Source organism: Streptococcus pluranimalium (assembly GCF_047785745.1).
In the GTDB taxonomy this organism is placed as follows: domain Bacteria; phylum Bacillota; class Bacilli; order Lactobacillales; family Streptococcaceae; genus Streptococcus; species Streptococcus pluranimalium_B.
This window is the reverse complement of record NZ_JBLOJT010000020.1, coordinates 1-23,016: the sequence shown is the minus strand read 5'-3', so window position 1 is coordinate 23,016 and position 23,016 is coordinate 1. Positions and strand designations below refer to the sequence as shown.

General features: G+C 39.7%; 22 protein-coding genes and 1 pseudogene. All 23 read right to left on the bottom strand.

The features are described from left to right. Nucleotides 1-49 precede the first annotated feature (49 nt). A complete protein-coding gene (gene dnaJ, locus ACMZ6U_RS04130) occupies nucleotides 50-1,189 on the bottom strand; it encodes a molecular chaperone DnaJ (RefSeq protein ID WP_416106496.1) in 1,140 nt (379 codons plus the stop codon). 492 nt (nucleotides 1,190-1,681) lie between these two features. Further along, nucleotides 1,682-1,903: a GNAT family N-acetyltransferase gene (locus tag ACMZ6U_RS04125; RefSeq protein WP_416106494.1), complete on the bottom strand. Its 222-nt coding sequence runs from the start codon at nucleotides 1,901-1,903 to the stop codon at nucleotides 1,682-1,684. Then, nucleotides 1,866-2,174, bottom strand: coding sequence for a hypothetical protein (locus ACMZ6U_RS04120; protein ID WP_416106492.1), 309 nt, complete (start codon nucleotides 2,172-2,174; stop codon nucleotides 1,866-1,868). Before ACMZ6U_RS04120 ends, ACMZ6U_RS04125 begins: the two co-directional genes overlap by 38 nt. 150 nt (nucleotides 2,175-2,324) lie before the next feature. Continuing rightward, nucleotides 2,325-4,148 carry a molecular chaperone DnaK gene (dnaK, locus tag ACMZ6U_RS04115; protein WP_416106490.1) on the bottom strand — a complete coding sequence of 608 codons (1,824 nt, stop codon included), beginning with the start codon at nucleotides 4,146-4,148 and terminating at the stop codon, nucleotides 2,325-2,327. Between the two features lie 381 nt (nucleotides 4,149-4,529). Then, complete coding sequence (gene grpE, locus ACMZ6U_RS04110) at nucleotides 4,530-5,075, bottom strand: nucleotide exchange factor GrpE (protein ID WP_416106489.1); 546 nt, start codon at nucleotides 5,073-5,075, stop codon at nucleotides 4,530-4,532. Between the two features lie 24 nt (nucleotides 5,076-5,099). After that, complete coding sequence (hrcA, locus tag ACMZ6U_RS04105; protein WP_416106487.1) at nucleotides 5,100-6,134, bottom strand: heat-inducible transcriptional repressor HrcA; 1,035 nt, start codon at nucleotides 6,132-6,134, stop codon at nucleotides 5,100-5,102. A gap of 125 nt (nucleotides 6,135-6,259) precedes the next feature. Then, the gene (locus ACMZ6U_RS04100) at nucleotides 6,260-6,856 is read right to left on the bottom strand and encodes a glucosaminidase domain-containing protein (RefSeq protein WP_416106485.1); all 597 of its coding nucleotides are present in this window, start codon (nucleotides 6,854-6,856) and stop codon (nucleotides 6,260-6,262) included. 1 nt (nucleotide 6,857) lies between these two features. Next, complete coding sequence (locus ACMZ6U_RS04095; protein WP_416106483.1) at nucleotides 6,858-7,622, bottom strand: M15 family metallopeptidase; 765 nt, start codon at nucleotides 7,620-7,622, stop codon at nucleotides 6,858-6,860. Further along, nucleotides 7,612-8,313, bottom strand: coding sequence for a histidine phosphatase family protein (locus tag ACMZ6U_RS04090; protein WP_416106481.1), 702 nt, complete (start codon nucleotides 8,311-8,313; stop codon nucleotides 7,612-7,614). Before ACMZ6U_RS04090 ends, ACMZ6U_RS04095 begins: the two co-directional genes overlap by 11 nt. A gap of 646 nt (nucleotides 8,314-8,959) precedes the next feature. Then, nucleotides 8,960-9,703, bottom strand: coding sequence for a response regulator transcription factor (locus ACMZ6U_RS04085; protein ID WP_416106479.1), 744 nt, complete (start codon nucleotides 9,701-9,703; stop codon nucleotides 8,960-8,962). Beyond that, on the bottom strand, nucleotides 9,700-11,064 hold the full coding sequence (locus tag ACMZ6U_RS04080; protein WP_416106477.1) for a GHKL domain-containing protein: 1,365 nt from the start codon (nucleotides 11,062-11,064) through the stop codon (nucleotides 9,700-9,702). The genes ACMZ6U_RS04085 and ACMZ6U_RS04080 overlap by 4 nt, the downstream gene beginning before the upstream one ends. Further along, on the bottom strand, nucleotides 11,061-11,252 hold the full coding sequence (locus tag ACMZ6U_RS04075) for a hypothetical protein (RefSeq protein ID WP_416106476.1): 192 nt from the start codon (nucleotides 11,250-11,252) through the stop codon (nucleotides 11,061-11,063). The genes ACMZ6U_RS04080 and ACMZ6U_RS04075 overlap by 4 nt, the downstream gene beginning before the upstream one ends. A 94-nt stretch (nucleotides 11,253-11,346) precedes the next feature. Beyond that, nucleotides 11,347-11,808, bottom strand: a complete 462-nt coding sequence (locus ACMZ6U_RS04070; RefSeq protein WP_416106474.1) for a hypothetical protein — start codon at nucleotides 11,806-11,808, stop codon at nucleotides 11,347-11,349. Nucleotides 11,809-12,478: 670 nt separating this feature from the next. Further along, the gene (gltX, locus tag ACMZ6U_RS04065) at nucleotides 12,479-13,933 is read right to left on the bottom strand and encodes a glutamate--tRNA ligase (RefSeq protein WP_416106472.1); all 1,455 of its coding nucleotides are present in this window, start codon (nucleotides 13,931-13,933) and stop codon (nucleotides 12,479-12,481) included. Between the two features lie 220 nt (nucleotides 13,934-14,153). Beyond that, on the bottom strand, nucleotides 14,154-14,906 hold the full coding sequence (locus ACMZ6U_RS04060) for a TIGR00266 family protein (RefSeq protein WP_416106470.1): 753 nt from the start codon (nucleotides 14,904-14,906) through the stop codon (nucleotides 14,154-14,156). Between the two features lie 174 nt (nucleotides 14,907-15,080). Beyond that, nucleotides 15,081-15,575 (bottom strand): beta-class carbonic anhydrase, encoded by a 495-nt coding sequence (locus ACMZ6U_RS04055; protein ID WP_416106468.1) that lies wholly within the window; start codon nucleotides 15,573-15,575, stop codon nucleotides 15,081-15,083. Between the two features lie 120 nt (nucleotides 15,576-15,695). Then, the gene (locus ACMZ6U_RS04050) at nucleotides 15,696-16,106 is read right to left on the bottom strand and encodes a Mini-ribonuclease 3 (protein ID WP_416106466.1); all 411 of its coding nucleotides are present in this window, start codon (nucleotides 16,104-16,106) and stop codon (nucleotides 15,696-15,698) included. Continuing rightward, nucleotides 16,099-17,448, bottom strand: a complete 1,350-nt coding sequence (gene cysS, locus ACMZ6U_RS04045; protein WP_416106464.1) for a cysteine--tRNA ligase — start codon at nucleotides 17,446-17,448, stop codon at nucleotides 16,099-16,101. The genes ACMZ6U_RS04050 and cysS overlap by 8 nt, the downstream gene beginning before the upstream one ends. 35 nt (nucleotides 17,449-17,483) lie before the next feature. Next, nucleotides 17,484-17,693, bottom strand: a complete 210-nt coding sequence (locus ACMZ6U_RS04040) for a hypothetical protein (RefSeq protein ID WP_416106462.1) — start codon at nucleotides 17,691-17,693, stop codon at nucleotides 17,484-17,486. Between the two features lie 182 nt (nucleotides 17,694-17,875). Then, nucleotides 17,876-18,659: pseudogene (locus ACMZ6U_RS04035) on the bottom strand (nucleoside phosphorylase). 476 nt (nucleotides 18,660-19,135) lie between these two features. Beyond that, a complete protein-coding gene (gene cysE, locus ACMZ6U_RS04030) occupies nucleotides 19,136-19,759 on the bottom strand; it encodes a serine O-acetyltransferase (protein WP_416106461.1) in 624 nt (207 codons plus the stop codon). A gap of 65 nt (nucleotides 19,760-19,824) precedes the next feature. Next, a complete protein-coding gene (locus ACMZ6U_RS04025) occupies nucleotides 19,825-20,571 on the bottom strand; it encodes an SseB family protein (protein ID WP_416106459.1) in 747 nt (248 codons plus the stop codon). 2 nt (nucleotides 20,572-20,573) lie between these two features. Next, entirely contained in the window at nucleotides 20,574-22,721 is a 2,148-nt protein-coding gene (gene pnp, locus ACMZ6U_RS04020; protein WP_416106457.1) for a polyribonucleotide nucleotidyltransferase, read from the bottom strand. Between the last annotated feature and the right edge of the window lie 295 nt (nucleotides 22,722-23,016).

The following is a 23,016-nucleotide window of genomic DNA, read 5'->3' as shown; positions in this document are numbered from 1 at the left end:
GTTAGCTATAAGTCACCCACTACAGTTGACGAAGAGCCTTTATTAACTATTAAAATTCTTCAATAGCATCCTTGACCTTGTCAAAGAAACCTTTTTTCTTTTGAGGATGAACTTTTTCGCCACCCGCTTCAGCAAAGGCACGAAGCGCCTCTTTTTGAGCGTCGTTAAGTTTGGTTGGCGTCACGATATTGATAGTTACATGTTGATCACCTTGGCCGTTACCACGAAGACGAGGAGCCCCTTTTCCTTTCAAGCGGAAGGTTTTACCTGTTTGAGTTCCGGCTGGTATAGTCAATTCGACGTCACCATGTACAGTTGGAATATCAACCACATCACCCAGCGCAGCTTGGACAAAGCTAACATTCATATTGTAGTAAATGGTTGCTCCTTCGCGTTCAAACTTATCGCTCTTCATGACATTAATGATAACGAAAAGATCACCGTAAGGACCACCATTGTGACCTGCTTCTCCTTGACCCTGAAGACGGATTTGTTGACCAGTTTCAACACCGGCTGGAATTTTAACGTCAACTTTATGGTTTTCTTTTTCATGACCCGTTCCGTGACAAGTTGTACATGGGTCTTTAATTTCTTGACCTGTTCCATGACAGACATCACAGGTTACTTGGCGACGCATCATACCAAGCGGTGTTTGGGTATCAACATTGATGACACCTTGTCCATGACAGCGACCACAAGTGACAGGGTGGCTACCCGGTTTAGCGCCGTTACCACCACATGTGTGGCAAGTTGCTTCACGACTATAAGTAACCTCTTTTTCAGCACCAAAAATAGCTTCTTCAAACTTGAGGTTAACACGATATTGTAAATCATCACCTTGTCGAGGCGCATTAGGGTTACGACTAGCACTGCCACCACCAAAGAAACTTGAGAAGATATCTTCAAAACCACCGAAGCCACCGCCATCGAAGCCTCCAAATCCTCCAGCACTACCGCCGAAACCACCTTGTGCACCTGCTGCACCGTATTGGTCATAGGCAGCACGTTTTTGGCTATCACTTAAAGTTTCATAAGCCTCCTGAACATCCTTATATTTTTGTTCAGCGCCAGCTTCCTTGTTGATGTCTGGGTGATACTTTTTAGACATCTTACGATAAGCTTTTTTAATCTCGTCCTGAGAGGCATCTTTAGAAACCCCCAGACGATCATAGAATTCAGTATTGTTCATAATTTATGATACAAAAGGCGTTAAGAAAACCGTATGAAAATAGGAAACTGACACAGTGTGTGAAACACACTAGGAAGTTTATCTTTTTCACTAGGTTTTTAGCCTGTGTTCGAATAAACGAACTTGTATTCCTTTCTGTAATTTCATCTCAAAGAAAAATAGGAAAGCGTCAGAAAACCTTGATTTTCTAAACGATTTATCTTTTTCACATATCTTTTGGGGTGGGTTCATTTCCTTTCTTTGATAAAGGTTCTTCTCTCAATAAATTACTAAGAGGTAGGAATTTTAATGACGGACGTCTTGCGTCCTAGTTAAAATTATCTTTTTGACCCAGTCCCTAGCCCGTGTTCAGTCCAGAACACTTGTATTTCTTTCTATTCGTTAAAAGGTTTGTCTTTTGTTTTGATCATTTTCATAGTCGGTTAGGGTCGCTACGTTCCCCTCTATTCTCAAAAACAGAGGCTGGGGTGCAACCTCTGTGATTGAATGTTTCTAGTTTTCTAAATCAAGGACAGCAATCAACTCGTCATGATCCAATTCACCCGTTTCATAGAATCCACAAGATGAATACAAAGACTGAGCAGCTTGATTTTCGGGTTCATAAGATAACCAAAAATAGTTTGCAGGTCCACATGGAAGTTGTTTAACAAATTGGATTGCTAGTTCAACAGCTTGCCTACCATAACCTTTTTGTTGATAATTTATTTTTATCAATCATCAAACGCCAAAGATTATAATTTTGATCTGCTATATCAGGAGCGTCCTGCCAACATTTGCCATAGCCTATCATCATAAATCCAATCAAAGTATTGGAGTCGTAGATTCCAAATGGGAAAACTTGAGCTTCTGTTTGCTCTTTGAGAACCAGATAGGCTTCTGACAAAATAATCGAATTGCTAGCAACAAATTCTTGTTGTTCTTCAAAAACATCTAATTTTAAAATATCCCAAATGTTTTCTCCGCTTACTGCTTCCAATTTCAACATAGAATCCTCCGAATTGGACACCTTTCAGTTGCTATTCAATATTTTGTCCACAGAACATTGTTATGACGAGCTAGTAAAACACCTAAGTTATCCGCCATAGCGGTAACCATTAACTGATGAGCTACTTTAGTAGCCATCAATTTTGGTGTGTTACTTTTCAGTAAACTCTCCGTCTACAACGTCGTCTCCTGCGTTATCTGCTGCTTCGGCACCTTCTGCGCCTCCAGCTGCTTGTTGTGCTGCGGCTGCTTGTTCATACATTTTAACAGCAAGAGCTTGTGCTTTTTCGTTGAGAGCTTCAAGCTTAGCTTTCATGTCCTCAAGGTTACCTGATTCTTGCGCAGCTTTCAATTCGTCAAGAGCTGATTGCGCTTGATCACGTTCAGCGTCAAAGCCTTTACCTTCAGTTTCTTTGATTGTTTTTTCAGTCGCAAAGATAGCTTGGTCAACTTCGTTTTTAAGGTCCACTTCTTCTTTACGTTTGGCATCAGCTTCAGCGTTTGCCTCGGCATCTTTCATCATGCGGTCAATTTCTTCTTCAGAAAGGCCGTCGTTTGATTTGATAACGATGTGTTGCTCTTTTTGAGTACCAAGGTCTTTAGCTTTAACAGATACGATACCGTTTTTATCAATATCAAATGTTACTTCGATTTGAGGTACTCCACGAGGAGCTGCAGGAATATCAGTCAATTGGAATCGTCCAAGTGTTTTGTTATCTGCTGCCATTGGACGTTCCCCTTGAAGAACGTGGATATCAACGGCTGGTTGGTTGTCTGCTGCTGTTGAGAAGACTTGTGATTTAGAGGTTGGGATTGTTGTGTTGCGATCTATTAATTTTGTAAAGACTGCACCCATTGTTTCAATACCAAGTGATAATGGTGTAACGTCAAGAAGAACAACGTCTTTAACATCACCAGTAATCACACCACCTTGGATGGCAGCACCCATCGCAACAACTTCATCAGGGTTAACTGATTTGTTTGGTTCTTTACCAGTTTCAGCTTTAACAGCTTCAACAACGGCTGGGATACGCGTTGAACCACCAACAAGGATGACTTCATCGATTTCTGAAAGAGACAATCCAGCATCTGAAAGAGCTTGACGAACTGGTGTTTTAGTACGTTCTACAAGGTCACGAGTGAGGTCATCGAATTTAGCACGTGACAGTGATACTTCTAAGTGAAGAGGTCCTGCTTCGCCAGCTGTGATAAATGGCAAGCTGATTTGAGTTTGTGTCACACCTGAAAGGTCTTTTTTAGCTTTTTCAGCCGCATCTTTCAAGCGTTGAAGAGCCATCTTGTCTGATGAAAGGTCGATACCATTTTCTTTTTTGAATTCTTCAACCAAGAAGTCGATGATTTTTTGGTCAAAGTCATCACCACCAAGTTTGTTATCCCCAGCAGTAGCAAGTACGTCGAAGACACCGTCACCGAGTTCAAGGATTGAGACGTCAAAAGTACCACCACCAAGGTCAAATACCAAGATTTTTTCATCTTTGTCTGTTTTATCAAGACCGTAAGCAAGAGCAGCTGCTGTTGGTTCGTTGACAATACGTTCTACTTCAAGTCCAGCAATTTTACCAGCATCTTTAGTTGCTTGACGTTGTGCATCGTTGAAGTAAGCTGGCACTGTAATAACTGCTTTTTCAACTTTTTCACCAAGGTAATCTTCAGCGTAACCTTTGAGGTATTGAAGAATCATTGCTGAGATTTCTTGTGGTGTGTATTCTTTACCATTGGCAGCAACTTTTTCAGAAGTTCCCATTTTTGATTTGATAGAAATGATTGTTTCTGGGTTTGTTACTGCTTGGCGTTTAGCCGCATCACCAACGATGATTTCGCCGTTTTTAAATGATACTACAGATGGTGTTGTGCGGTTACCTTCTGGGTTAGCGATGATTTTGCTTTCTGTTCCTTCAAGAACTGCAACAGCTGAGTTAGTTGTACCTAAGTCAATACCGATAATTTTGCTCATGTTTAATTCCTCTTTATATTATTTTTTTCTTTTTGATATTTTCCTTAAGTGGTGGGGACGGGAGCGACCTCCTTCGGAGTTCCATCCCTAAAACTTTAGCCTAAGGTCTCAAATTTCTCCTCGTAACAGTAGCCACTGCTACTTTCACCACAACGGAAAATATCATCTGTGCTCACTTCATTCGCTTCAATGCTGATGCGGAACAAATAACACCTTGTTATCAATCTAAGTAGTTTTATGACTTTTCGGTCAACTAAATTATTGCGACGCTCGCGATTAAAATCGAATTTATTTTAATCGCGGGCTAGGAAGTAGCTTAGGCAATTCGCTCATAGCGATTGCCGTTTTCTAATGAGTTGTTTCAGCAACCATCAGAAATAGCTAGTTGTAAACCACAACCATAGCAGGTCTCAAGAGACGCTCATGCAATTTGTAGCCTTTTTGGAAGACTTCTGCAATGGTATCTTTTGGGTGATCGTCATCTGCTGGTAGGGTTTGAACTGCCATGTGAAGGTTGTGGTCAAAGCTTTCAACCTCAACTTCTTCAACACCTTCTTCTTTAAGAGCTTGGATGAGACTATCGCGCGTCATTTCAAGTCCTTTTTTGACATCTTCTGTCAATCCTTCAACAGCAAGGGCACGTTCCAAGTTATCTAAACTTGGCAAGATTTTTTTAGCCAAGTCTTGTGAACGGTAGCGCTGTAAACTTTGACGTTCTTCGTTGGCACGGCGTTGGATGTTTTGCATCTCTGCGTGGGCACGAAGGTATTTGTTTTCGAACTCGTCAGCACGTTCATTAGCTAAGTCTAATTCTGATTTTTCAGGAGTCTCTTCTGACTCAACGGCTTCGTCAACAATTTCTTCAGTGACTGTTTCATTATCAACCGTTTCATCAACGACTTCTTCATTTTTAATATCTTCTGACACTTTGTCACCTCTTCTTTTTATACTTTAATTCACTTCGTAGTGATTGCCACTTAAATAACGATAGTAGTCAGCTAACTTCAAGGCTAGAACTCGGCTGACTATATTAATCAGACTAATCATACGTCGGTAATCCATTTCAACAGGTCCAATCACACTCAAGAGTGCGAAGCCTCGATAAGGAATTAAGAACTGATGTCTCATGACGGTTAGATTAGCAAGAGCGGGTTCACTACTATCTGCCACTTGGATAGTGGTCGGCTCTTTCTCAGATAAACTACTACGCATTTCCATAGCAACCTTGGCCTCATTATCCAGAAACTGATACGTCAGCAGATCTGCATAAGTTAGGGCATTGACCTTACCTGAAATCAGGATAGTTTCACGGAACAGCCCTTGGAAAATATAATCAAACAGATCCAAAATGTTATCCGTAATCGTAAAATACTTGTGAATAACCTGTGGCACTTCTGTCAATAATTTATAGTGAATATCCAAAACTGCTTTATCAAGGAAACGTTCGTTAACCAGGTTTTTCAAGGTTTCCAAATCCTTGGACAAGAAATTCTTGGGAATAGCGAACTGAACTGTCACTGGCTTAGAATCATCTAGCATCATGACAGCTAAGGCGTCATGATTAGACAGCTGTACTAACTCAAAATTGGTCAAGCGTTGATGCTTTGGCTCAACATCCAAGATGACAGATGTGTAACCTGTCAAATCTGCTAACAGTTGACTGGCCGTTGCAAAGATATCCTCAAGACGAAAAGCTTCATAATCAAAAGCCTTAATGACTTGATAAACGTCTTGCTCATCAATACTATCTAATGCCAATGAGTTTTGAACAAAATACTGGAAACCAGCTTTACTCGGTAAGCGACCACTTGAAGTGTGAGCCTTTTCTAAAAAACCAAGTTTTTCCAGTTTAGCCATTTCATTACGAATGGTTGCTGAACTAGAATCTATGGCAGTTTGCAAAGCTTTGGAGCCAACAGGCTCATGCGTTTGGGTAAACATATCAATGATTAGATTTAAGATATCGTTTTGTCTAGGTGTAATCATAGAGCCTCCCTTCACGCCTTAGCACTCTTTGTCTATGAGTGCTAATCTATGTTTCTAATTATACACCTCTCCTAGCGTAAGTCAAGCGAAAAACTCAAAAAATTAGCACTCTTTTTATAAGAGCGCTAATTAATCTGTTTATCATATTTTTCTAAATCATATTCTTTAATGATACGTTCAAGTTGATTGGCATAATCATCATCTTTAGTGTAATCGTAGCGGTAAAAAGCTTGAGCTGCAACACTAATGCTAGAAGCAGTTGCTAGGATCTTATATAAATTTTTATTGGCTAGGCTACCATCTTTTAAGCCTGCTAAATAAATCTCCAAAGCATGGTTCCAAGATGGGTAAATAGCATAGTCTCTTTCTACCTCTCTAATATTACCTTCGTTACGTTCCATATTACTTAAACGGATACTATCTTCGCCTAGTTTGGCAGAGATAGCAAATAAATTATTATACTTTGCAGCTAGTAAATTCTGACCAAAATTAGAGTCATAAGCTGCTTGGGCAATCAAAACAGACGGTCTAATCCCATAATAAGTTGATAACTCTTGCACATCAGGAGCAATTTTTTCAATAAAGCGATCATTATCCAAGCCTGTCGCGACTTTTTTCTCCGCTGATAAGCTTCCGTAATTCAAAGCTAATGGTAATATACCAATCAATATAAAAGCAATTGCAAGACCAATAAAAAATGAAAATTTAAACCGTCGTCTCACTCTATCTCTCCTCCAACTGCTCAATATATTCTTCTAAAGTTAAACCATGATCGGTCATATAACGCGCTGACGCTTTACCAACATATCTAAAATGCCAATCTTCATAACCCACTCCGGTGAAATTCGTCTTTCCACCAGGAAAACGAAGTACAAAACCATAGTCAGGTGCCATTTGATGAATCTCTGACATAGTAGACTTATCTGCCTGATTTAAAGCATCCACAGTACTTAAATCAATAGCCAATCCCGTTTGGTGTTCACTAGCTCCACCCGGTTGAGAGTATGTTTTGACTAGCTTCTCAGCTGCTGCATCACTCAAGCTAGGATCAGCAGCTTTCTCTTGGTCTATATATGATTGGAATAATTCTTTCTGATAAGCTACACTTCGGTAACCAGAAATCAAATGGAAAGCCGGATCAACTTCTTGAGCAGCCTTTAGAAAATCCCTAACATTTTCAACAATCCGTTTATCCACTGTGATATTATCGACTGCTTCCAACTCGAGGTTTAGCTCTGGCGTCAGGTGTTCACGGTTAACCAAGATTAAATCCCAATCATTCGGTGATACCTTAGGTAAATTAGATGCTTGTGATCTTTCCTTTGAAGTATGATTTTTTTCAGAAACTTGCTTAACAGGTTTGATGACTGTTTTTCCAGCTGATCGATGGGATATCCCTTGACTTCTGTACCAAAATAAGACTCCTACCAATACCAAAAAAGCAAATCCCAAAATGACCAGAGACTGTTTTCCTAACTTACTTCTCATTCGCGTCGATAATCTCTCTTCCCTTTTCACGGTAAGACAAATCCGCTACTGTTTCAATCTTAAATTTACCATCTTTATAAGTCACGACTGAAATACTACCATTTTCAATACGTTGTTTTTCTTGAGTATTGTCAATCAACCACATGAAAGTACCAATTGTCATACCGTGACTAACAACAATGGCATTACCACCACCTTGAGCTTCAATCTCTTTTGCCATCGCTTCAAAACCATCATAAATACGTTTACTTAAAACTTCCCACGGCTCTGCCCAGTTAGCAGTATCAACTTCCACAATACTTTGAGCAATATCTGGATAAGGCATTTCGTCTAGGGAACGACCATCCGCAAAAGCAACCGTTCTTGGAAGAACTCCTTGGAACAGATCGCCATCATATCCGCCATCTAGACTACCAAAACACCATTCACGAATGCGTTTGTCCCGTTTATAAGGAAGGCTTTCATTTTCAGTTTCACGAAGGATAATTTCCATGGTCTGCATCGTACGACCAGAATCACTTGAAAAAGCTGCTTTGAAAGGAATACCAGCTTCTTTCAAACCAATACCGAGTTCTCTGATACCTTCTTCTCCAAAAGCAGTCAAAGGAGTATCCGACCACCCTTGAGCGCGACCAATTGTATTAAACATAGTCTTTCCGTGTCTAGCAATATACAATTTCGTTTCTGTCATGATAACCTCCATTCTAATCTATATTATATCATAAGATTAGTATAAAATGGGAGGGATACTCCTAGATTTAGCGATCCAGATAGCATGTCAATGCCCATAAAAACTATCTATCAGTAGCTAAATTCCAAAAATCCCCTTAATGATGATGCAATCTACAGTTAGCCTCCTACTTTAGTCAAACCATGAAACAACACAAAACCTACTCTTTTGCAACATCTCTTGCCATCAAAAAATGATTTATACTCAATGAAAATCTAAATCTGAAACCATTTAAGTACAAGGTGTAGATCTAGACGATTTACTAGGATAAGGAGACTCGAACCATAATTCTATATTCAGATTTTGAATTAAAATCAGTATTACTCTCTCCTCTGACATCAGTCATTCATATTTCAGTGGGGTTGGTGACTTCAAAAATTACTTTAAATATCAAAAAACCTGCCGAGAAGGGCAGGTTTTCAATTTCTAGCTTACTAATAGGAGATTTGAAACTAGAAAGGAGATTAAATTAGGAAGGCGAGGGTGGAGATTATTGAGATGTATCGAACAGTCAATATGTTTAAGAGAGTTCCTCGCCTTTACTCTTACTAGTTTACCACAGTCATCTCAGTTAGCTAGTCATAAGTCGTGAAATGTCGTTTTTTGCTCACGAAATGTTATTTTCCCATTTTGTGAGTAAAGTTTTCATTTTCAATCGAGAGACTAGGCAGGTTTCTCCATTATCAAAATAAACCAGCTGAGAGGATTTATCAACACGACTGATATTATCTAGATTAATCAAAAAGGAACGATGACACTGGTAAAACTTATCGCTCATTTGTTCAACATCGGAGATCTTAGCATAAAATTCTAGACGTTCTGTCTTAGTTCTCAAGATTAGTTTATGGGCTGTTTGAGAGGTTTCAAAATAAAGAATATCGTGTAAAGGTACCTTAATTTGAGCTTTAGCTGATTTGTAATCAAAGTAAGCCACTTCACTTTGAATGCCCCCTGAAAGACTTGATGTATAAAGAATACAATCACGCACCTGTTCTTTAAAATCTTCAGGATCCAGCGCCTTATCAATAAAGTCATAGGCCGCTACTTTATATTTAAAACTGATTGGCGCAAATTCTGAATGCGTCGTGACAAATACAATAACAGCATTAGGATCTACTTGCCTCAATTCAGAAGCTACTTCAAGTCCTTTTCGTGCTTCGTCCTTAATCTCAATATCAAAGAAAAATAACTGGTGACTCCCTCTTTCTTTGATATTGTCAAGTAAATTTGAAGCCTTGCTATAGGCTTCTAAATGGCGACAGAGAAGATTTTCTTCTTTTAAGATATCTTTGATCGTTGCTAACAAACGTTCTTTTTGGTAAAGGTTATCTTCTAAAATAAAGATGTTCATGATTCTTGTCTCATTTCTAGGATTTGAGTAAAACTATGCTGTCCTGTTTTTGTTGATAGCATGGCTTGCGGATAATTTTCTAAAATACGTTGAACATTTGATAAACCAATCCCTCTATTTGGTCCTTTTGTTGAATATCCGGTATGAAATATTTTTGAGATATCAACACTATTTTTGGTAATGCTATTTTCTACAATCAATAACTGACTGTCTTCTCTCTCAAAAAAAGCAACACTGACATGAGGTCTCTTCGTTTCTCTTGCAGCTTCAATGGCATTGTCTAAAAAGACAGATAAAATAATAACCAGATCTAGAGCCCCCATATAAATATCCGTTATCACATCAGGAATTTCTAAAAAAGCTTCTATATTTTGACTTTGCGCCTCAATCATCTTAGCAGATAGTATGCTCTTTATCGGGGATACTTTAAGATTGACCAATCGCCCTAACTCATACTGCGATTGATCAATAGTCACTTGCCTTCCAGCAATCATCCTACCATAAGCATCACTAATAGCCTTTACATCTCCCTGATCAATCAAGACACGAAGTTCTTCAAAGGTCCTATCAAATTCATCTTTAAATTGTTGAATATCATTATATAACCATTCGATTTGTTGATTATAATCTTCTAAAGCTTTGATTTTATCAGCTTGTGCTTTCTTTAGCTTTCGATCCATTTCTAATTTTGCTTCATGATTAATCTCAGATAGTAACCAAAAGTAAAACACAACAAATATAAACACTACTTGTTGACGATACAGCCAGATACCACCAGCAATTGTCAATAGAGGTTCGAAAAAGGAAGCATCCAATTTAGGAGCTATGATTCTGATGATAGTAGTGCTCGCTAACATAATGTGATAAGTCGCTAACAGAAGGTTAAAAATCCTAGCCAAGAATAGTTTGCGAGCTGTCTTTCCGTTTTGGATGCTCTGAAAATCCAAATCTAAAATTTTATTCAAAAAGTAATAAATAGGAAAAACAGTTCCATAACTAATGGATAAAAGCATGGCATTATTGTTTAAAGCTTCCGGCGTCAAATCCAATAATGGAGAGATGACATATAAAGCCATCATTCGCGAAAAGATATCCACCGTAACAACTGGGAAGAAGCTATAAAAAAGGTACTTGGAAATAGATTCTCTAGGATAATGATAGTAATAGATGCCACAGAAAACTAAAACACTTAATGAATAACCCAGAAGTTGATAATGATAAACAACGCCTAGTAATAAGATTGACAAAGGGACAAATCGCCTTTTAGAAATCGTAATACCGCTAGTATGTGAAAAAATCAACCAGTACATATACCAGATAATCACATAAACTAGTAAATCTTTAAATGCTACAATACTCATACGACTCTCTCCCTTACTTTTTCAATAATAAGGGTCTCTTTAGCTTTGTAAGGTTCACTTTCAAAAAGCAGCTGACAATGTGGATGTGCTTGGAAAATAGCCTGCACCGTTTGCATCTCTTTGACATCAAAAGACTCATTCGCCGTTTGACTTGCAAAGTGAAGACAGCTGCTTTCTAAACGTTCCATTGACGTCGCATAAGAAACACTCACTTCAAAACTAATTTCGCTCTGAGTGATTCTTAACTTTAACCAAGGGTTACGACTAACTTTCGCCTGTTTACTAGCCGAGCGTAATAAATAGATGAATCACTAACATAAAATCTTTTTGAACGTTCAAAGCATTCTCTGATATCCCACAAATAGAGGCTGACACATGAATCCCTTGGCTCTTGGCATCTAATAGATCACGAACTAACATCATTTTAAGATTATTATCCTTCAAGGGGATTAATTGATAAAGTAAATAATCATCATGTTCCATGTTATCACGAGACTTCTTTAAAACGTCTTCATATACCGTTTTGATATCTCCTAGGCTTCCATTATAAATGCAATCTTTCAAGCTAATTAAGATATTGTCATAGTCATGCTTAAAAGCTCGAATATTTTCATAAATAGCTTCAAGATGCTGACTATAATGTTCCAAATTTTCCAGATATTGGCTTTGCTCTTTTTCCACTTCTAATTGATAACTTAGCTGGGCTTGTCGATTAAGTAAAGTCAACATATAAATTAAAAGCATAGTAAAAGTCAGCAAGATTACCTGATTATAATTAGCTACACTAGATTTTACGTTAAATAAGAGACCATAATAAACAAAATAATACAGAACAAAGAAGCCATTCATACTATAAATGTAGCTCTGAATAGGTTTGTCTGGCATTTGTAAGATAGCTGGGCAATCAATCCTAAATAACCTCTTTAAAAACCGATTAACCGGTAAAACTAATAGTAGAGCAAACCCTATTTCCCACGAAGAAAACGGCTTTTGAACCATAGCATATTGAAACAATTTTGGGTAAATGAAAAAGGTAACCGTTCTGATAAAAAGATCAACAAAGATAACAGGGAAAGCACTGTAAAAAAAGTGTCTACAAAGTGTTTTTGTGGCATTCACCAGCAGAGATAAGCAAAAAAATGCTAAAAAAAGCGGTAAAAAAGGATTCAAAGGAAATAAGAGGGCAAAAACGATAGATAATAAAAGAGTAACGAGAAAATAGACACCTTTCAATTTTTTCTGCGTGATATCTTGATAAATCAACCAGATTACAGAAAAAGCAAAGCAGTAAATGTATAACCCAACGCTTTCCATCCATTCTCCTTCTAAATAAGTTATTCTTTATGATAGTTTTCTGTCATACACAAGACACATAGAAAAGAAGAGTCAGGTTAGTCCCGCTCTTCTTCTGCTATTAAAGACTTTGTAACATATGATTAAGATGTTCAATTGATTTTTCACGTCCCAGTAGGAAAATGGTGTTTGGCAATTCTGGACCATGCATTTCACCGGAAACGGCGATACGAATCGGCATAAAGAGATTTTTCCCTTTAATGCCCGTTTCTTTTTGAACAGCCTTAATCTGCGGGAATATATTTTCTGGTTGGAAATCGTCGTCTGACATAGCTTCTAATTTCGCTTTGAAGGCTTCAAGGACTGTCGGAACTGTCTCACCAGCCATGACTTCTTTCTCAGCATCCGTTAATTCTGGGAAGTCTGAGAAGAATAAGTCTGTCAATGGGACAATCTCATCAGCAGCTGTCATTTGTGGTTTATAGAGTTCCACCAATTTTTCAGCCTTATCAGTCAAACGACCAGCTTCTTCAAGGAATGGTTTGCAAAGTTCAAAGACCTTGTCAAAATCTGCATTCTTGATGTAGTCGTTGCTCATCCAATCCAATTTCTTCTGATCGAAGGCAGCTGGAGACTTGCTGAGACGATTTTCATCAAAGAGCTTGATCAACTCATCACGTGAGAATATTTCATCTTCTCCACCAGGGTTCCAACCAAGGAGAGCGATAAAGTTAAAAACAGCTTCTGGTAAGTAACCTTTACGACGGTAATCTTCGATAAATTGAAGGGTATTGGTATCACGTTTTGAGAGTTTTTTACCCGTTTCAGAATTGATGATAAGGGTCATATGACCAAATTCTGGCGCTTCCCAACCAAGGGCTTCATAAACCATGAGTTGTTTAGGGGTATTAGCGATGTGGTCATCACCACGAATAACATGAGAAATCTGCATGTCATGGTCATCCACAACGACAGCAAAATTGTAAGTTGGGAAGCCATCTTTTTTCTGGATAACCCAGTCACCACCGATGTTGCCACCTTCAAAGGCGATATCACCTTTAACCATATCTGTCCATTTATAGATAGCTGTCTCATTGACTGCCAAACGAACAGTTGGAACGATGCCTGCTGCTTCGCGTTCTGCGATATAAGCCGCTTTTTCATCTTCAGACATCCCCAAGAATTCATTGATGTAACGAGGTGTTTCACCTGCTGCTTCTTGACGTTCACGTTCCGCAGCTAATTCTTCTTCTGTCACGTATGATTTATAGGCTTTGCCTTCATCAAGTAATTGTTGAATATACTTTTGGTAAAGCTCTAAGCGTTCAGACTGACGGTAGTTGTCATGTGTTTCAGGACTTTCATCCCAATCCATCCCTAACCAACGTAAGTTTTCAAGCTGACTGCGTTCACCATCTTCAACGTGACGTTTACGGTCAGTATCTTCGATACGGATAATGAAAGTGCCACCGTGGTGACGAGCGTAGAGGTAGTTGAATAGTGCGGTACGGGCATTACCGATATGTAAAAGACCCGTTGGACTAGGTGCGTAACGCACACGAATATCGTTTGACATGTCTGTCTCCTGTATTATTGTAATCAATAGCTTTGGGCAAATACTCTTCCTTGCCAATCTATACTATTATAGCATAAGTCGGCTTTGTCAGCTAAAGAAATGGCGAGGAGTTTTGTAACAAATTGATATTATACAAGACCCTCTTAACTAGCAAGCTGTTCAGATACTTATCGACAGAACAAAAAGGGGCGAAAGACTTCTCTCAACCCATCATTTCTGATTAAAACAAATCCAAAATACTATCTATTTTGCCACCATTTCCCTTGCCACCAGTAATGAGATGCCCTCCAATAACTTTGGAGAAGGTTTCAATATTCAGACTTTGGACATAGATTTCTCCGTGGCCTCTGAAAGTATTAACGACACCCTCACCCGTACCAATCGATTGTAAAAAGCCATTTTCCAAATGAATATCATAATCCAGACTATCACTCCAGGCAACAACGTGAGCATTGTCAATAGTAATGCTATCACCATGCAGCTCCAACTTTTTAACGGAACCAAAAGTATTTGCTAGGAGTGTTCCCTGACCTTCTGTCGTCATGACAAAAAGACCACCTTGTCCACCAAAGAAGGCACGACCGACTGATTGTCGCTCCATACGGTATTGTGCGGAGCCATCCAAAGCCAAAAAAGCACCATCATTAAGGCGATATTGCTTTTGACCTAAATCCAAAGCAATCACTTGTCCAGGCATGGAAGGAGCCAGAGCCAACCTACCATCATTTTCTGTCGAAATGGCTTGGGTAATGAAAAAAGATTCGCCAGAAGTCATGGATCGACCAAGGGCTCCCAACATTCTTCCAAGGCCTTCTCCCCGTCCATTCAGACGAGTATTTAACTGAACACCCGGTGTATGGTAAACCATGCTACCTTGTTGCAAATAGACTGATTCGCCAGCCTCTAGAGCAATTTCCACCAGAGGAAACTGCATGTTACTATCAATATGATAAGCCATTCGTTGATCTGTCATTTTTTCATCCTCCATTATCCTTATTATGACAGGATATGAAATCGATAACATCAGTCTTGAGAATGATTTCCAACATGGTAAAACAAGTCTCCAGCAGTTTGAACCCAAACCATCATTACAGTATTGGTAAGCACAGAAAAAACTAGGTCTCTCAACCTAGCTTCAATAACTCTCTCATTTCACCTCTGTCATTCGACCAGTATCCACATCATAGACAGCACCGTTGATAATAACGTCTTCTGGGATTAGAGGAGAATCTTTTAACAGTTGCATGTCCTCACGGACACTTTCTTCAATATCTGTAAAGGGCAAAAAATCTTTATCTGATACATCAACCCCCAAATCGCGCTGCAACTGCTCATGAAATTCTGGATTGGTAAAAGTCTGCGCACCACAATCAGTATGGTGGAGCACTACGATTTCTCTTGTCCCAAGCTGCTGCTGAGAAATAACAAGAGAGCGAATCATATCATCCGTCACACGTCCACCTGCATTACGGAGAATGTGGGCATCGCCCAAAGCCAACCCAAGTGCTGGAGCGACATGCAAGCGTGAATCCATGCAAGTCACAATAGCAACCTTGGTTTTGGGTTTGATAGGCAAATGCTCCGTCCCGTGCAGAGAGACATAGGCTTTATTAGCTAGCATAAAACGATTGAAATAGGACATGATTACTCTCTCTAAATAATTTGATAATCAAATTATATCATTTTTTAGAGCAGCTGTCAGACCAAACAACTCACCCTAGATTGAACATACGAAAAAAAGCCAGGAAACCTGACTTTACATTTATTTAGCTTCTTGTTCTACCCAATCAATACACCAGGTGACTAGCTCTTCTAAGCGCTCCGTTTGACCAGTCATATCCAAATACCCCATAACAGCCTCAAAACCAGTCGACATGCGATAAGTCACAATATCCGCATTTTTAGCTTTGGTATGACTGTTGGTATTGCGCCCCCGACGATAGATATCTTCCTCTTTTTCGGTCAAAAGCTGCGCTTCTAACATGGCTGTGATAAGGCTTGCCTGTGCCCTAGCTGACACATATTTAGTAGCTAAGCGGTGCAGCTGATTAGGCTTAGTCTGACCTGTAAAAATCAGATGGCGACGAATATAATAGGAGTAAACCGCATCACCTTCAAATGCAAGAGCAATACCATTGATGAGATTCACATCTACTTGACTCTTATCAGTCACGTGTCCACCTCACTCCATCTTTGGTATCGAGCAGTTTGATCCCTTGCTCAGCCAACTGATCACGAATAGCATCTGCTCGTGCAAAGTCTTTATTAGCACGCGCTTCCTGGCGTTCTTCGATCAAAGCTTCGATAGCCGTATCAAGTACCTCTTCTTGATCTTGAAAAACAATCCCAAAGACTGCCAACATAGACGCAAATTCTTCCTTGATTATAGCAGTATAATGACCAGAATTAATCCATTTTGCTAAATCAAAAAGAACTGTAATCCCATTAGCCGTGTTGAAATCATCATCCATAGCCGCTACAAACTGTGATTTGAAACTGTCAAAGTCATCACTATCCACAGTTTCTTGAATGGGTTGTTGATAAGCATTTTTCAAATACTTGAGATTGATTTCAGCATCATGAATGGCCTTTTCAGTAAAGTTGACAGGCTTACGATACTGCTGAGTTGCCAAGAAGAAACGGAGAACTTGACCATCAACTGTTTCTAACATATCATGGACCGTCACAAAATTACCTAGTGACTTGGACATTTTTTCGTTATCCACATTGACAAAACCATTGTGCATCCAGTAGTTGGCAAAAGTATGCCCTGTTTTAGCTTCAGACTGGGCAATCTCATTGGTATGGTGGGGGAATTCTAAGTCAGCGCCACCACCGTGGATATCAATGGTATCACCGAGGATTTCCGTCGCCATCACCGAACACTCGATATGCCAACCTGGACGGCCAGAACCCCAAGGACTATCCCACGAAACCTCTCCATCTTTGGCAGATTTCCAGAGAGCAAAGTCGATAGGATTTTCCTTACGAGCTGTTTCCTCATCCGTACGACCTGAAGCTCCAATTTCCAAATCAGCGAGGGTTTTATTGGCTAATTTGGCATAGTTCTCCGATTTTTCCACACGGAAGTAGACATCCCCTTGTGACTCGTAGGCAAATCCTTTTTCCACAAGTGTTTCCACAAAGGCAATAATCTGGTCCATATAGTTGATGACGCGAGGGTTTTTAGTGGCTGGTTTGACGCCCAATTTAGCTGTATCTTCCATGAAAGCTGCGATAAACTTGTCTGAAAGCTCTTTGGTTGAAATCCCCGCTTCGTTAGCAGCCTTGATGATTTTATCATCCACATCTGTAAAGTTAGAAATGTAGTCAACGGTATAACCACGGTATTCAAAATAACGACGAATGGTATCAAAAGCTACTGTTGAACGGGCATTTCCGATATGGATATAGTTATAAACCGTTGGACCACAGACATACATCTTGACCTTACCTTCTTGCAAAGGTACAAAGTCACGAAGACTGCGAGTCATCGTATCATAAATTTTAATCATAGTTATTCTCTTTCATCATCGTTTCTAAGCGTTGCCTATTTAGTCATCTGATATTTCAGTTCTTTCAAGGACTGTTGGTTGATGATATAGACAACAATCATTATCGCTACCGCTATCAGCCCCAGAATAGCTGACCACCAATTCTGTTTAACAAGAGCAACTACAACAGCTATGCTAACAAGTCCTAAACAAAAAATTGAAATCACTTGTAGTATTTGTAGACGCATAAGAATTTTTTCTATCATTTTCAACCTTTATAATCTATCATCTCAGAAAACACTATCTCAGCCCTAATTTTTACTCACTCATCGTTAGGTCTAAAATCAGAACTCATTCTCTTTTTGTCAACAAATATAGGATAAAGCAGGCTACTAGACCATTTTATTATACCACAAAACTAGACTCAAACAGAAAGACTAGTTCTCCTTTACAATTCTCTAGCAATCGTCATAGCGACATCGAAAAACACCATAACATCTGTGATTCTTTCCGCATGACGCTGGTCCCACTCATCATTAAGATGGTCGACATAGTCTGCTGTATAGAAGAACTGATAAACATCCACCTTACGATACTGAGCCCAAGCCATGATAGAGGCAGCTTCTATACCAACAACTTCAGCACCCGCAACCATACGACGTTTGACCTTATCAGCTGTTTCACAAAAAAAACATCCGTTGTCCACGTTTTAGTTCTCTTACAGTCAATACCTGCTTGCCACAAGAAAGTTTCCATTTTGACCAATTACCGCACATCATAAGAAATCTCATCACTAGCTGGAGCATAATGATAGCTAGTCCCTTCATCAAGAAGTGCTGTCTGAGGCAGGATAATCTTATCTGTTGCCATGTTTTTATCCAGTACGCCACAGGAGCCTAAAACGATAAACTGCCGAAAACCGACAACCTTTAATTCTTCAAGATTCCCTACTGCCATGGGGGCTCCAATGCAAGCCAGCATAACAGCTACTTTGAGACCATCCTCTTCATAGATATACCAGGGGTGTTTACCATTCAAACTCTTAATAAAGCCACCTTCATAAACATCTGAATGTTGACGGATGGTATCAACAATTTCTCCATTAAAGGAATAAATCAATAAATCAATATATCACATACTTCACGAACCATGAAATCTGCTGTCCCTGATTCCAGAGATAGGCTTTCAGGCTCAATAACGGCACGTCCAGGCTCAAATTCTTCAAGAAGCATAAGCAAACACCTAGGGTGAAAGTTCATCATTGGAAAAACAATAGCCCGAAGAATGCTATGACACCTTATCCTTTCACATTTGTTATAGTATAACAAAATCCCTAAAACCAACCAAACAATTTCAGGGATTTTTCTATCAATAAGACAATTAGTGACTTCTATCCTTGGATTCTTCCAGATAAGACAAATCTCGTAAACTTCGAATTGTAGTAACGTTAAACGTCATCACTTATTTCTTTTTGTCTTTTTTATCTAAAAAGCTTCTACGGTAGATGATCACTATGCTAGATAAGATCCCTAATAAAGAGACCGTAATAAGATACCAATCTCCCTTCTCAGGTGTTTCTCTCATCAAAACTTGTAATAATAAAACGATCAGAATGATACCACACAACAAAAATAAGCCATTTACTTTCAAAAATATTTTCATCAATCCTCCAAATAATCTACTATTAGTTTGAAATTATTTTTTTCACTTAGAGATGTGACGATTGGTGACTCCTATCTTTTGCCTCTTCCAATTTAGAAGCATAGTAATGACTCCTTCGGTCTTCTTCAACCGCATGATTGACCAGCTCATCCTTCTTACCATGAACCCGGACAACCTTGGCAGGAACACCTACAACGGTAACATCTGGTGGTACATCTGAGACTACAACTGCTCCAGCACCAACCTTGGCGTTTACACCTATTTCAACAGGGCCAATAACCTGAGAATGAGCAGATACCAAGGCACCTCGACGTACCGTTGGATGACGCTTACCAATATCCTTACCAGTACCACCCAAGGTCACCCCATGATAGAGCATGACTCCTTCTTCGACAATGGCCGTTTCTCCAATAACCAAGCCCGCACCGTGGTCGATGAAGACACCCGCTGCAATTTCTGCTCCCGGATGAATTTCAATATTGGTCCAAAAACGCCAAAACTGACTGTGCATCCGAGCGATTAATTTAAAACCATGTTGCCATAAATAATGAGAAATACGGTGCGCAGCCAGCGCCTTAATCCCTGGATAAGTAAGGACAACTTCCAAAGACGTACGGGCCGCCGGATCTAATTCTTTTACAATATCGATTGATTTTCGCCACCAGCCCATACCAGTCCTCCTTTTCCTTTTTCTCATCCTAAATCTTTATCAATTTAGCTGTTTTCATCTCGTTCTTACTGATTGATTCCAGACCACTCAACAATAGCCTGTTGTGCTGCCAAAGGATTGACCACAACACCTAAAGTATCTCCAGCTTCTTTACTATCTTTCTGAAGAATCTCTTCTAATTTCCAAACGAAGACCGAGCCATCCATTTCTCTAAAAGGCAAGCCAAACTCCTCGTTGTTATACCAGTCTGCAAAATGTGGCAAACTTGAAAAGACAGGAACAAAACTCTGCTCCAACTCGTTTGCCAAGGTTGGAAAACGACGCTCATGGCTGCCATCCTCTTTTGGATAGATAAAAACTGGTACCAAATAAACTTTCTCTAACAAGTCAGCGGCCTGATTTTCATCGCTCATGATGTCATTGATTAGTTGCGTAAAAGTATTAACAAACTGAATCATTTCACTCGATTGGAAAATGGTTGAATTGCTGAAATCTCCTGAACGTTTGACATTAAAAATCAAACCTGTTAACTGATGCATAATAGCTTCTTCAAGCACATCTAGGGCAGAGCGTTCAATCCAGTCTTGCCCTGATGCTGATGGATGCTCATGACAGAAGACTTCAAGATCTTCTGTACTAGTAAATACTGGTGTTAATTTTTGCCCATCAATGGCAATCGCATAGGGTTCTGAACTGGCAAGAATAGGATACATATGCATACTATTGACCAGAGCAATGCTTCGCAGAAAATTATCCGGTTCTGCGATGAATTGACGAAGGGCTAGACCCAACTCAATGTTAAATCTTTCCATGATTAATTTTCCTTTTTATCTGAAGGCTTTTCTTCAGGTTTTTCAACGGGTTTCGGGCGTGGCACTAAGGCTTTCATAGACGCATCAACACGACCTTTGTCATCAACTTTAATAATTTTGACATCTACTTCTTCACCAACCTCAAGAACATCTTCAACACGATTTGTCCGTGTCCAAGCAATTTCTGAAATGTGAACGAGGGCATCAGTCTTGTCAAAAAGGTTGACAAAGGCGCCAAATTTTTCAATACGAACGACTTTAGCGTGGTAAATTTCACCAACCTTAGCTTCACGTACTAGACCTGAAATGATTGCCTTAGCTTTATCGATAGCCTCTTGGTCTGAAGAGTAGATAGACACATTGCCTTCTTCATCGATATCAATTTTGACACCTGTCTCAGCGATAATCTTATCAATGGTTTCACCACCTTTACCAATGACAATCTTAATTTTATCCACATCAATTTTGATGGTGTCAATCTTAGGTGCTGTTGGCGCCAAGTGTGGGCGTGGTGCAGCAATAGCTCCTTCAATCACATCAAGGATTTCAAAGCGAGCTTTTTTAGCTTGTGCCAAGGCTTCTTTAAGAATTTGTGGGGTAATCCCTTCAATCTTGATATCCATTTGAAGGGCTGTAATACCGTCTCGAGTACCGGCAACCTTAAAGTCCATGTCACCAAAGTGGTCTTCCAAACCTTGGATATCTGTGAGAACAGTATAGTTTGTCCCATCTGAGATAAGTCCCATTGCAATCCCTGCAACAGGTGCTTTAATTGGGACACCACCAGCCATAAGGGCAAGCGTACCAGCCGTTATTGAGGCTTGAGAAGACGAACCGTTTGATTCTAAAACTTCTGCTACCAAACGGATGGCGTATGGGAATTCTTCTAAGCTTGGAAGAACTTGTTCCAAAGCACGTTCACCAAGGGCACCGTGACCAATCTCACGACGGCCAGCAGCTCCATAACGACCAGTTTCCCCAACAGAGTATTGTGGGAAATTATAGTGGTGTAGGAAACGTTTTTTGTACTCTGGATCCAAGCCATCAACAATTTGGGTTTCCCCCATTGGTGCAAGCGTTAAGACTGAGAGGGCTTGTGTCTGTCCACGTGTAAAGAGACCTGAACCGTGAACCTTAGGTAAGAAGTCAATTTCTGCGTCTAAAGGACGAATCTCATCCACACGACGACCGTCAGGACGAACCTTGTCTTCTGTAATGAGACGGCGAACTTCAGCGTGCTCCATTTGCTCCAAGATTTCAGTCACATCACGATAGATACGTTCGAAATCTGGGTCCTCCGCATAACGAGCCGTGTATTCACCAAAGACTTGTTCACGGACTTCATGTGTTGCATCTTGACGAGCTAATTTTTCTTCGACTTGAACCGCACGCGCCAAATCATCATAGTATTTTTCATTAATTTCTTTGAAGAGCTCTGAATCAACTTGTAATAGTTCCACATCTGCTTTTTCTTTACCAACAGCTGCGACAATTTCTTCTTGGAAGGCAATCAATTCTTGGATAGCTTGATGACCTTTCAAGAGAGCTTCCAACATAATATCTTCTGATAATTCTTTAGCACCAGATTCAACCATGTTGATAGCTTCTTTGGTACCCGCAACAGTCAACTCAAGGGCAGAAACTTCTTTTTGCGCCTTATCAGGATTGATGATGAATTCGCCATTGACATAAGCCACTTGAACCCCTGCAATAGGGCGTTTGAATGGAATATCCGAAATAGCAAGTGCCAATGAGGAACCAAACATAGCAGCCATTGGAGCACTAGCATTTGCATCATAAGAAAGAACGGTGTTAATCACTTGAACTTCGTTACGGAAGCCTTCTGCAAACATCGGACGAATAGGGCGGTCAATGAGACGCGCTGTTAAGGTTGCATCCGTTGATGGACGGCCTTCACGCTTATTGAATCCACCTGGAAATTTGCCCGCAGCGTACATCTTTTCTTCGTAGTTAACTTGAAGCGGGAAAAAGTCACCAGAAGCCATTTTCTTAGACATAACAGCAGCTGTTAAGACCGTTGAATCCCCATAACGAACAACTGTAGCACCGTTGGCTTGTTTGGCAACTTGACCAATTTCAACCACCAAAGGTTTTCCAGCAAATGTTGTTTCAAAAACCTGTTTACCCATGTATTTACCTCTTTTAATAAAACGTTAGATACCTTGTTTTTTACAAAGCTCAATCTAACTGAAAATCCGTCAAACTCAACTTTGCAACAAACCATGGTATCTGTATTATTCTACCATAAAATCATCAAAAAAACACGGCTATTCACCGTGTCTTCTTGGTCTTTTGTAGCGTTACAATAGATGTGAGACCTACAAGAAAAAAAGAAGAAACCTTGTCAGATAAGAGTACTACACACCCATCAAAAAGGAATCTTCTCATAACTAGTATATCACAAAACAATCGCTACTTGCCACA

Coding starts and splice junctions, on each gene's coding strand:
- ACMZ6U_RS04040 (WP_416106462.1), bottom strand. CDS start 17,693: ATGATAGAAAAAATTCTTATGCGTCTACAAATACTACAAGTGATTTCA.
- cysS (WP_416106464.1), bottom strand. CDS start 17,448: ATGATTAAAATTTATGATACGATGACTCGCAGTCTTCGTGACTTTGTA.
- ACMZ6U_RS04085 (WP_416106479.1), bottom strand. CDS start 9,703: ATGAACATCTTTATTTTAGAAGATAACCTTTACCAAAAAGAACGTTTG.
- ACMZ6U_RS04095 (WP_416106483.1), bottom strand. CDS start 7,622: ATGAGAAGTAAGTTAGGAAAACAGTCTCTGGTCATTTTGGGATTTGCT.
- dnaJ (WP_416106496.1), bottom strand. CDS start 1,189: ATGAACAATACTGAATTCTATGATCGTCTGGGGGTTTCTAAAGATGCC.
- ACMZ6U_RS04055 (WP_416106468.1), bottom strand. CDS start 15,575: ATGTCCTATTTCAATCGTTTTATGCTAGCTAATAAAGCCTATGTCTCT.
- dnaK (WP_416106490.1), bottom strand. CDS start 4,148: ATGAGCAAAATTATCGGTATTGACTTAGGTACAACTAACTCAGCTGTT.
- ACMZ6U_RS04120 (WP_416106492.1), bottom strand. CDS start 2,174: ATGTTGAAATTGGAAGCAGTAAGCGGAGAAAACATTTGGGATATTTTA.
- ACMZ6U_RS04075 (WP_416106476.1), bottom strand. CDS start 11,252: ATGGAACGTTTAGAAAGCAGCTGTCTTCACTTTGCAAGTCAAACGGCG.
- ACMZ6U_RS04080 (WP_416106477.1), bottom strand. CDS start 11,064: ATGAGTATTGTAGCATTTAAAGATTTACTAGTTTATGTGATTATCTGG.
- ACMZ6U_RS04090 (WP_416106481.1), bottom strand. CDS start 8,313: ATGACAGAAACGAAATTGTATATTGCTAGACACGGAAAGACTATGTTT.
- ACMZ6U_RS04060 (WP_416106470.1), bottom strand. CDS start 14,906: ATGACAGATCAACGAATGGCTTATCATATTGATAGTAACATGCAGTTT.
- pnp (WP_416106457.1), bottom strand. CDS start 22,721: ATGGGTAAACAGGTTTTTGAAACAACATTTGCTGGAAAACCTTTGGTG.
- hrcA (WP_416106487.1), bottom strand. CDS start 6,134: ATGATTACACCTAGACAAAACGATATCTTAAATCTAATCATTGATATG.
- cysE (WP_416106461.1), bottom strand. CDS start 19,759: ATGGGCTGGTGGCGAAAATCAATCGATATTGTAAAAGAATTAGATCCG.
- gltX (WP_416106472.1), bottom strand. CDS start 13,933: ATGTCAAACGATATTCGTGTGCGTTACGCACCTAGTCCAACGGGTCTT.
- ACMZ6U_RS04070 (WP_416106474.1), bottom strand. CDS start 11,808: ATGCTTTTAATTTATATGTTGACTTTACTTAATCGACAAGCCCAGCTA.
- ACMZ6U_RS04025 (WP_416106459.1), bottom strand. CDS start 20,571: ATGGAAAGATTTAACATTGAGTTGGGTCTAGCCCTTCGTCAATTCATC.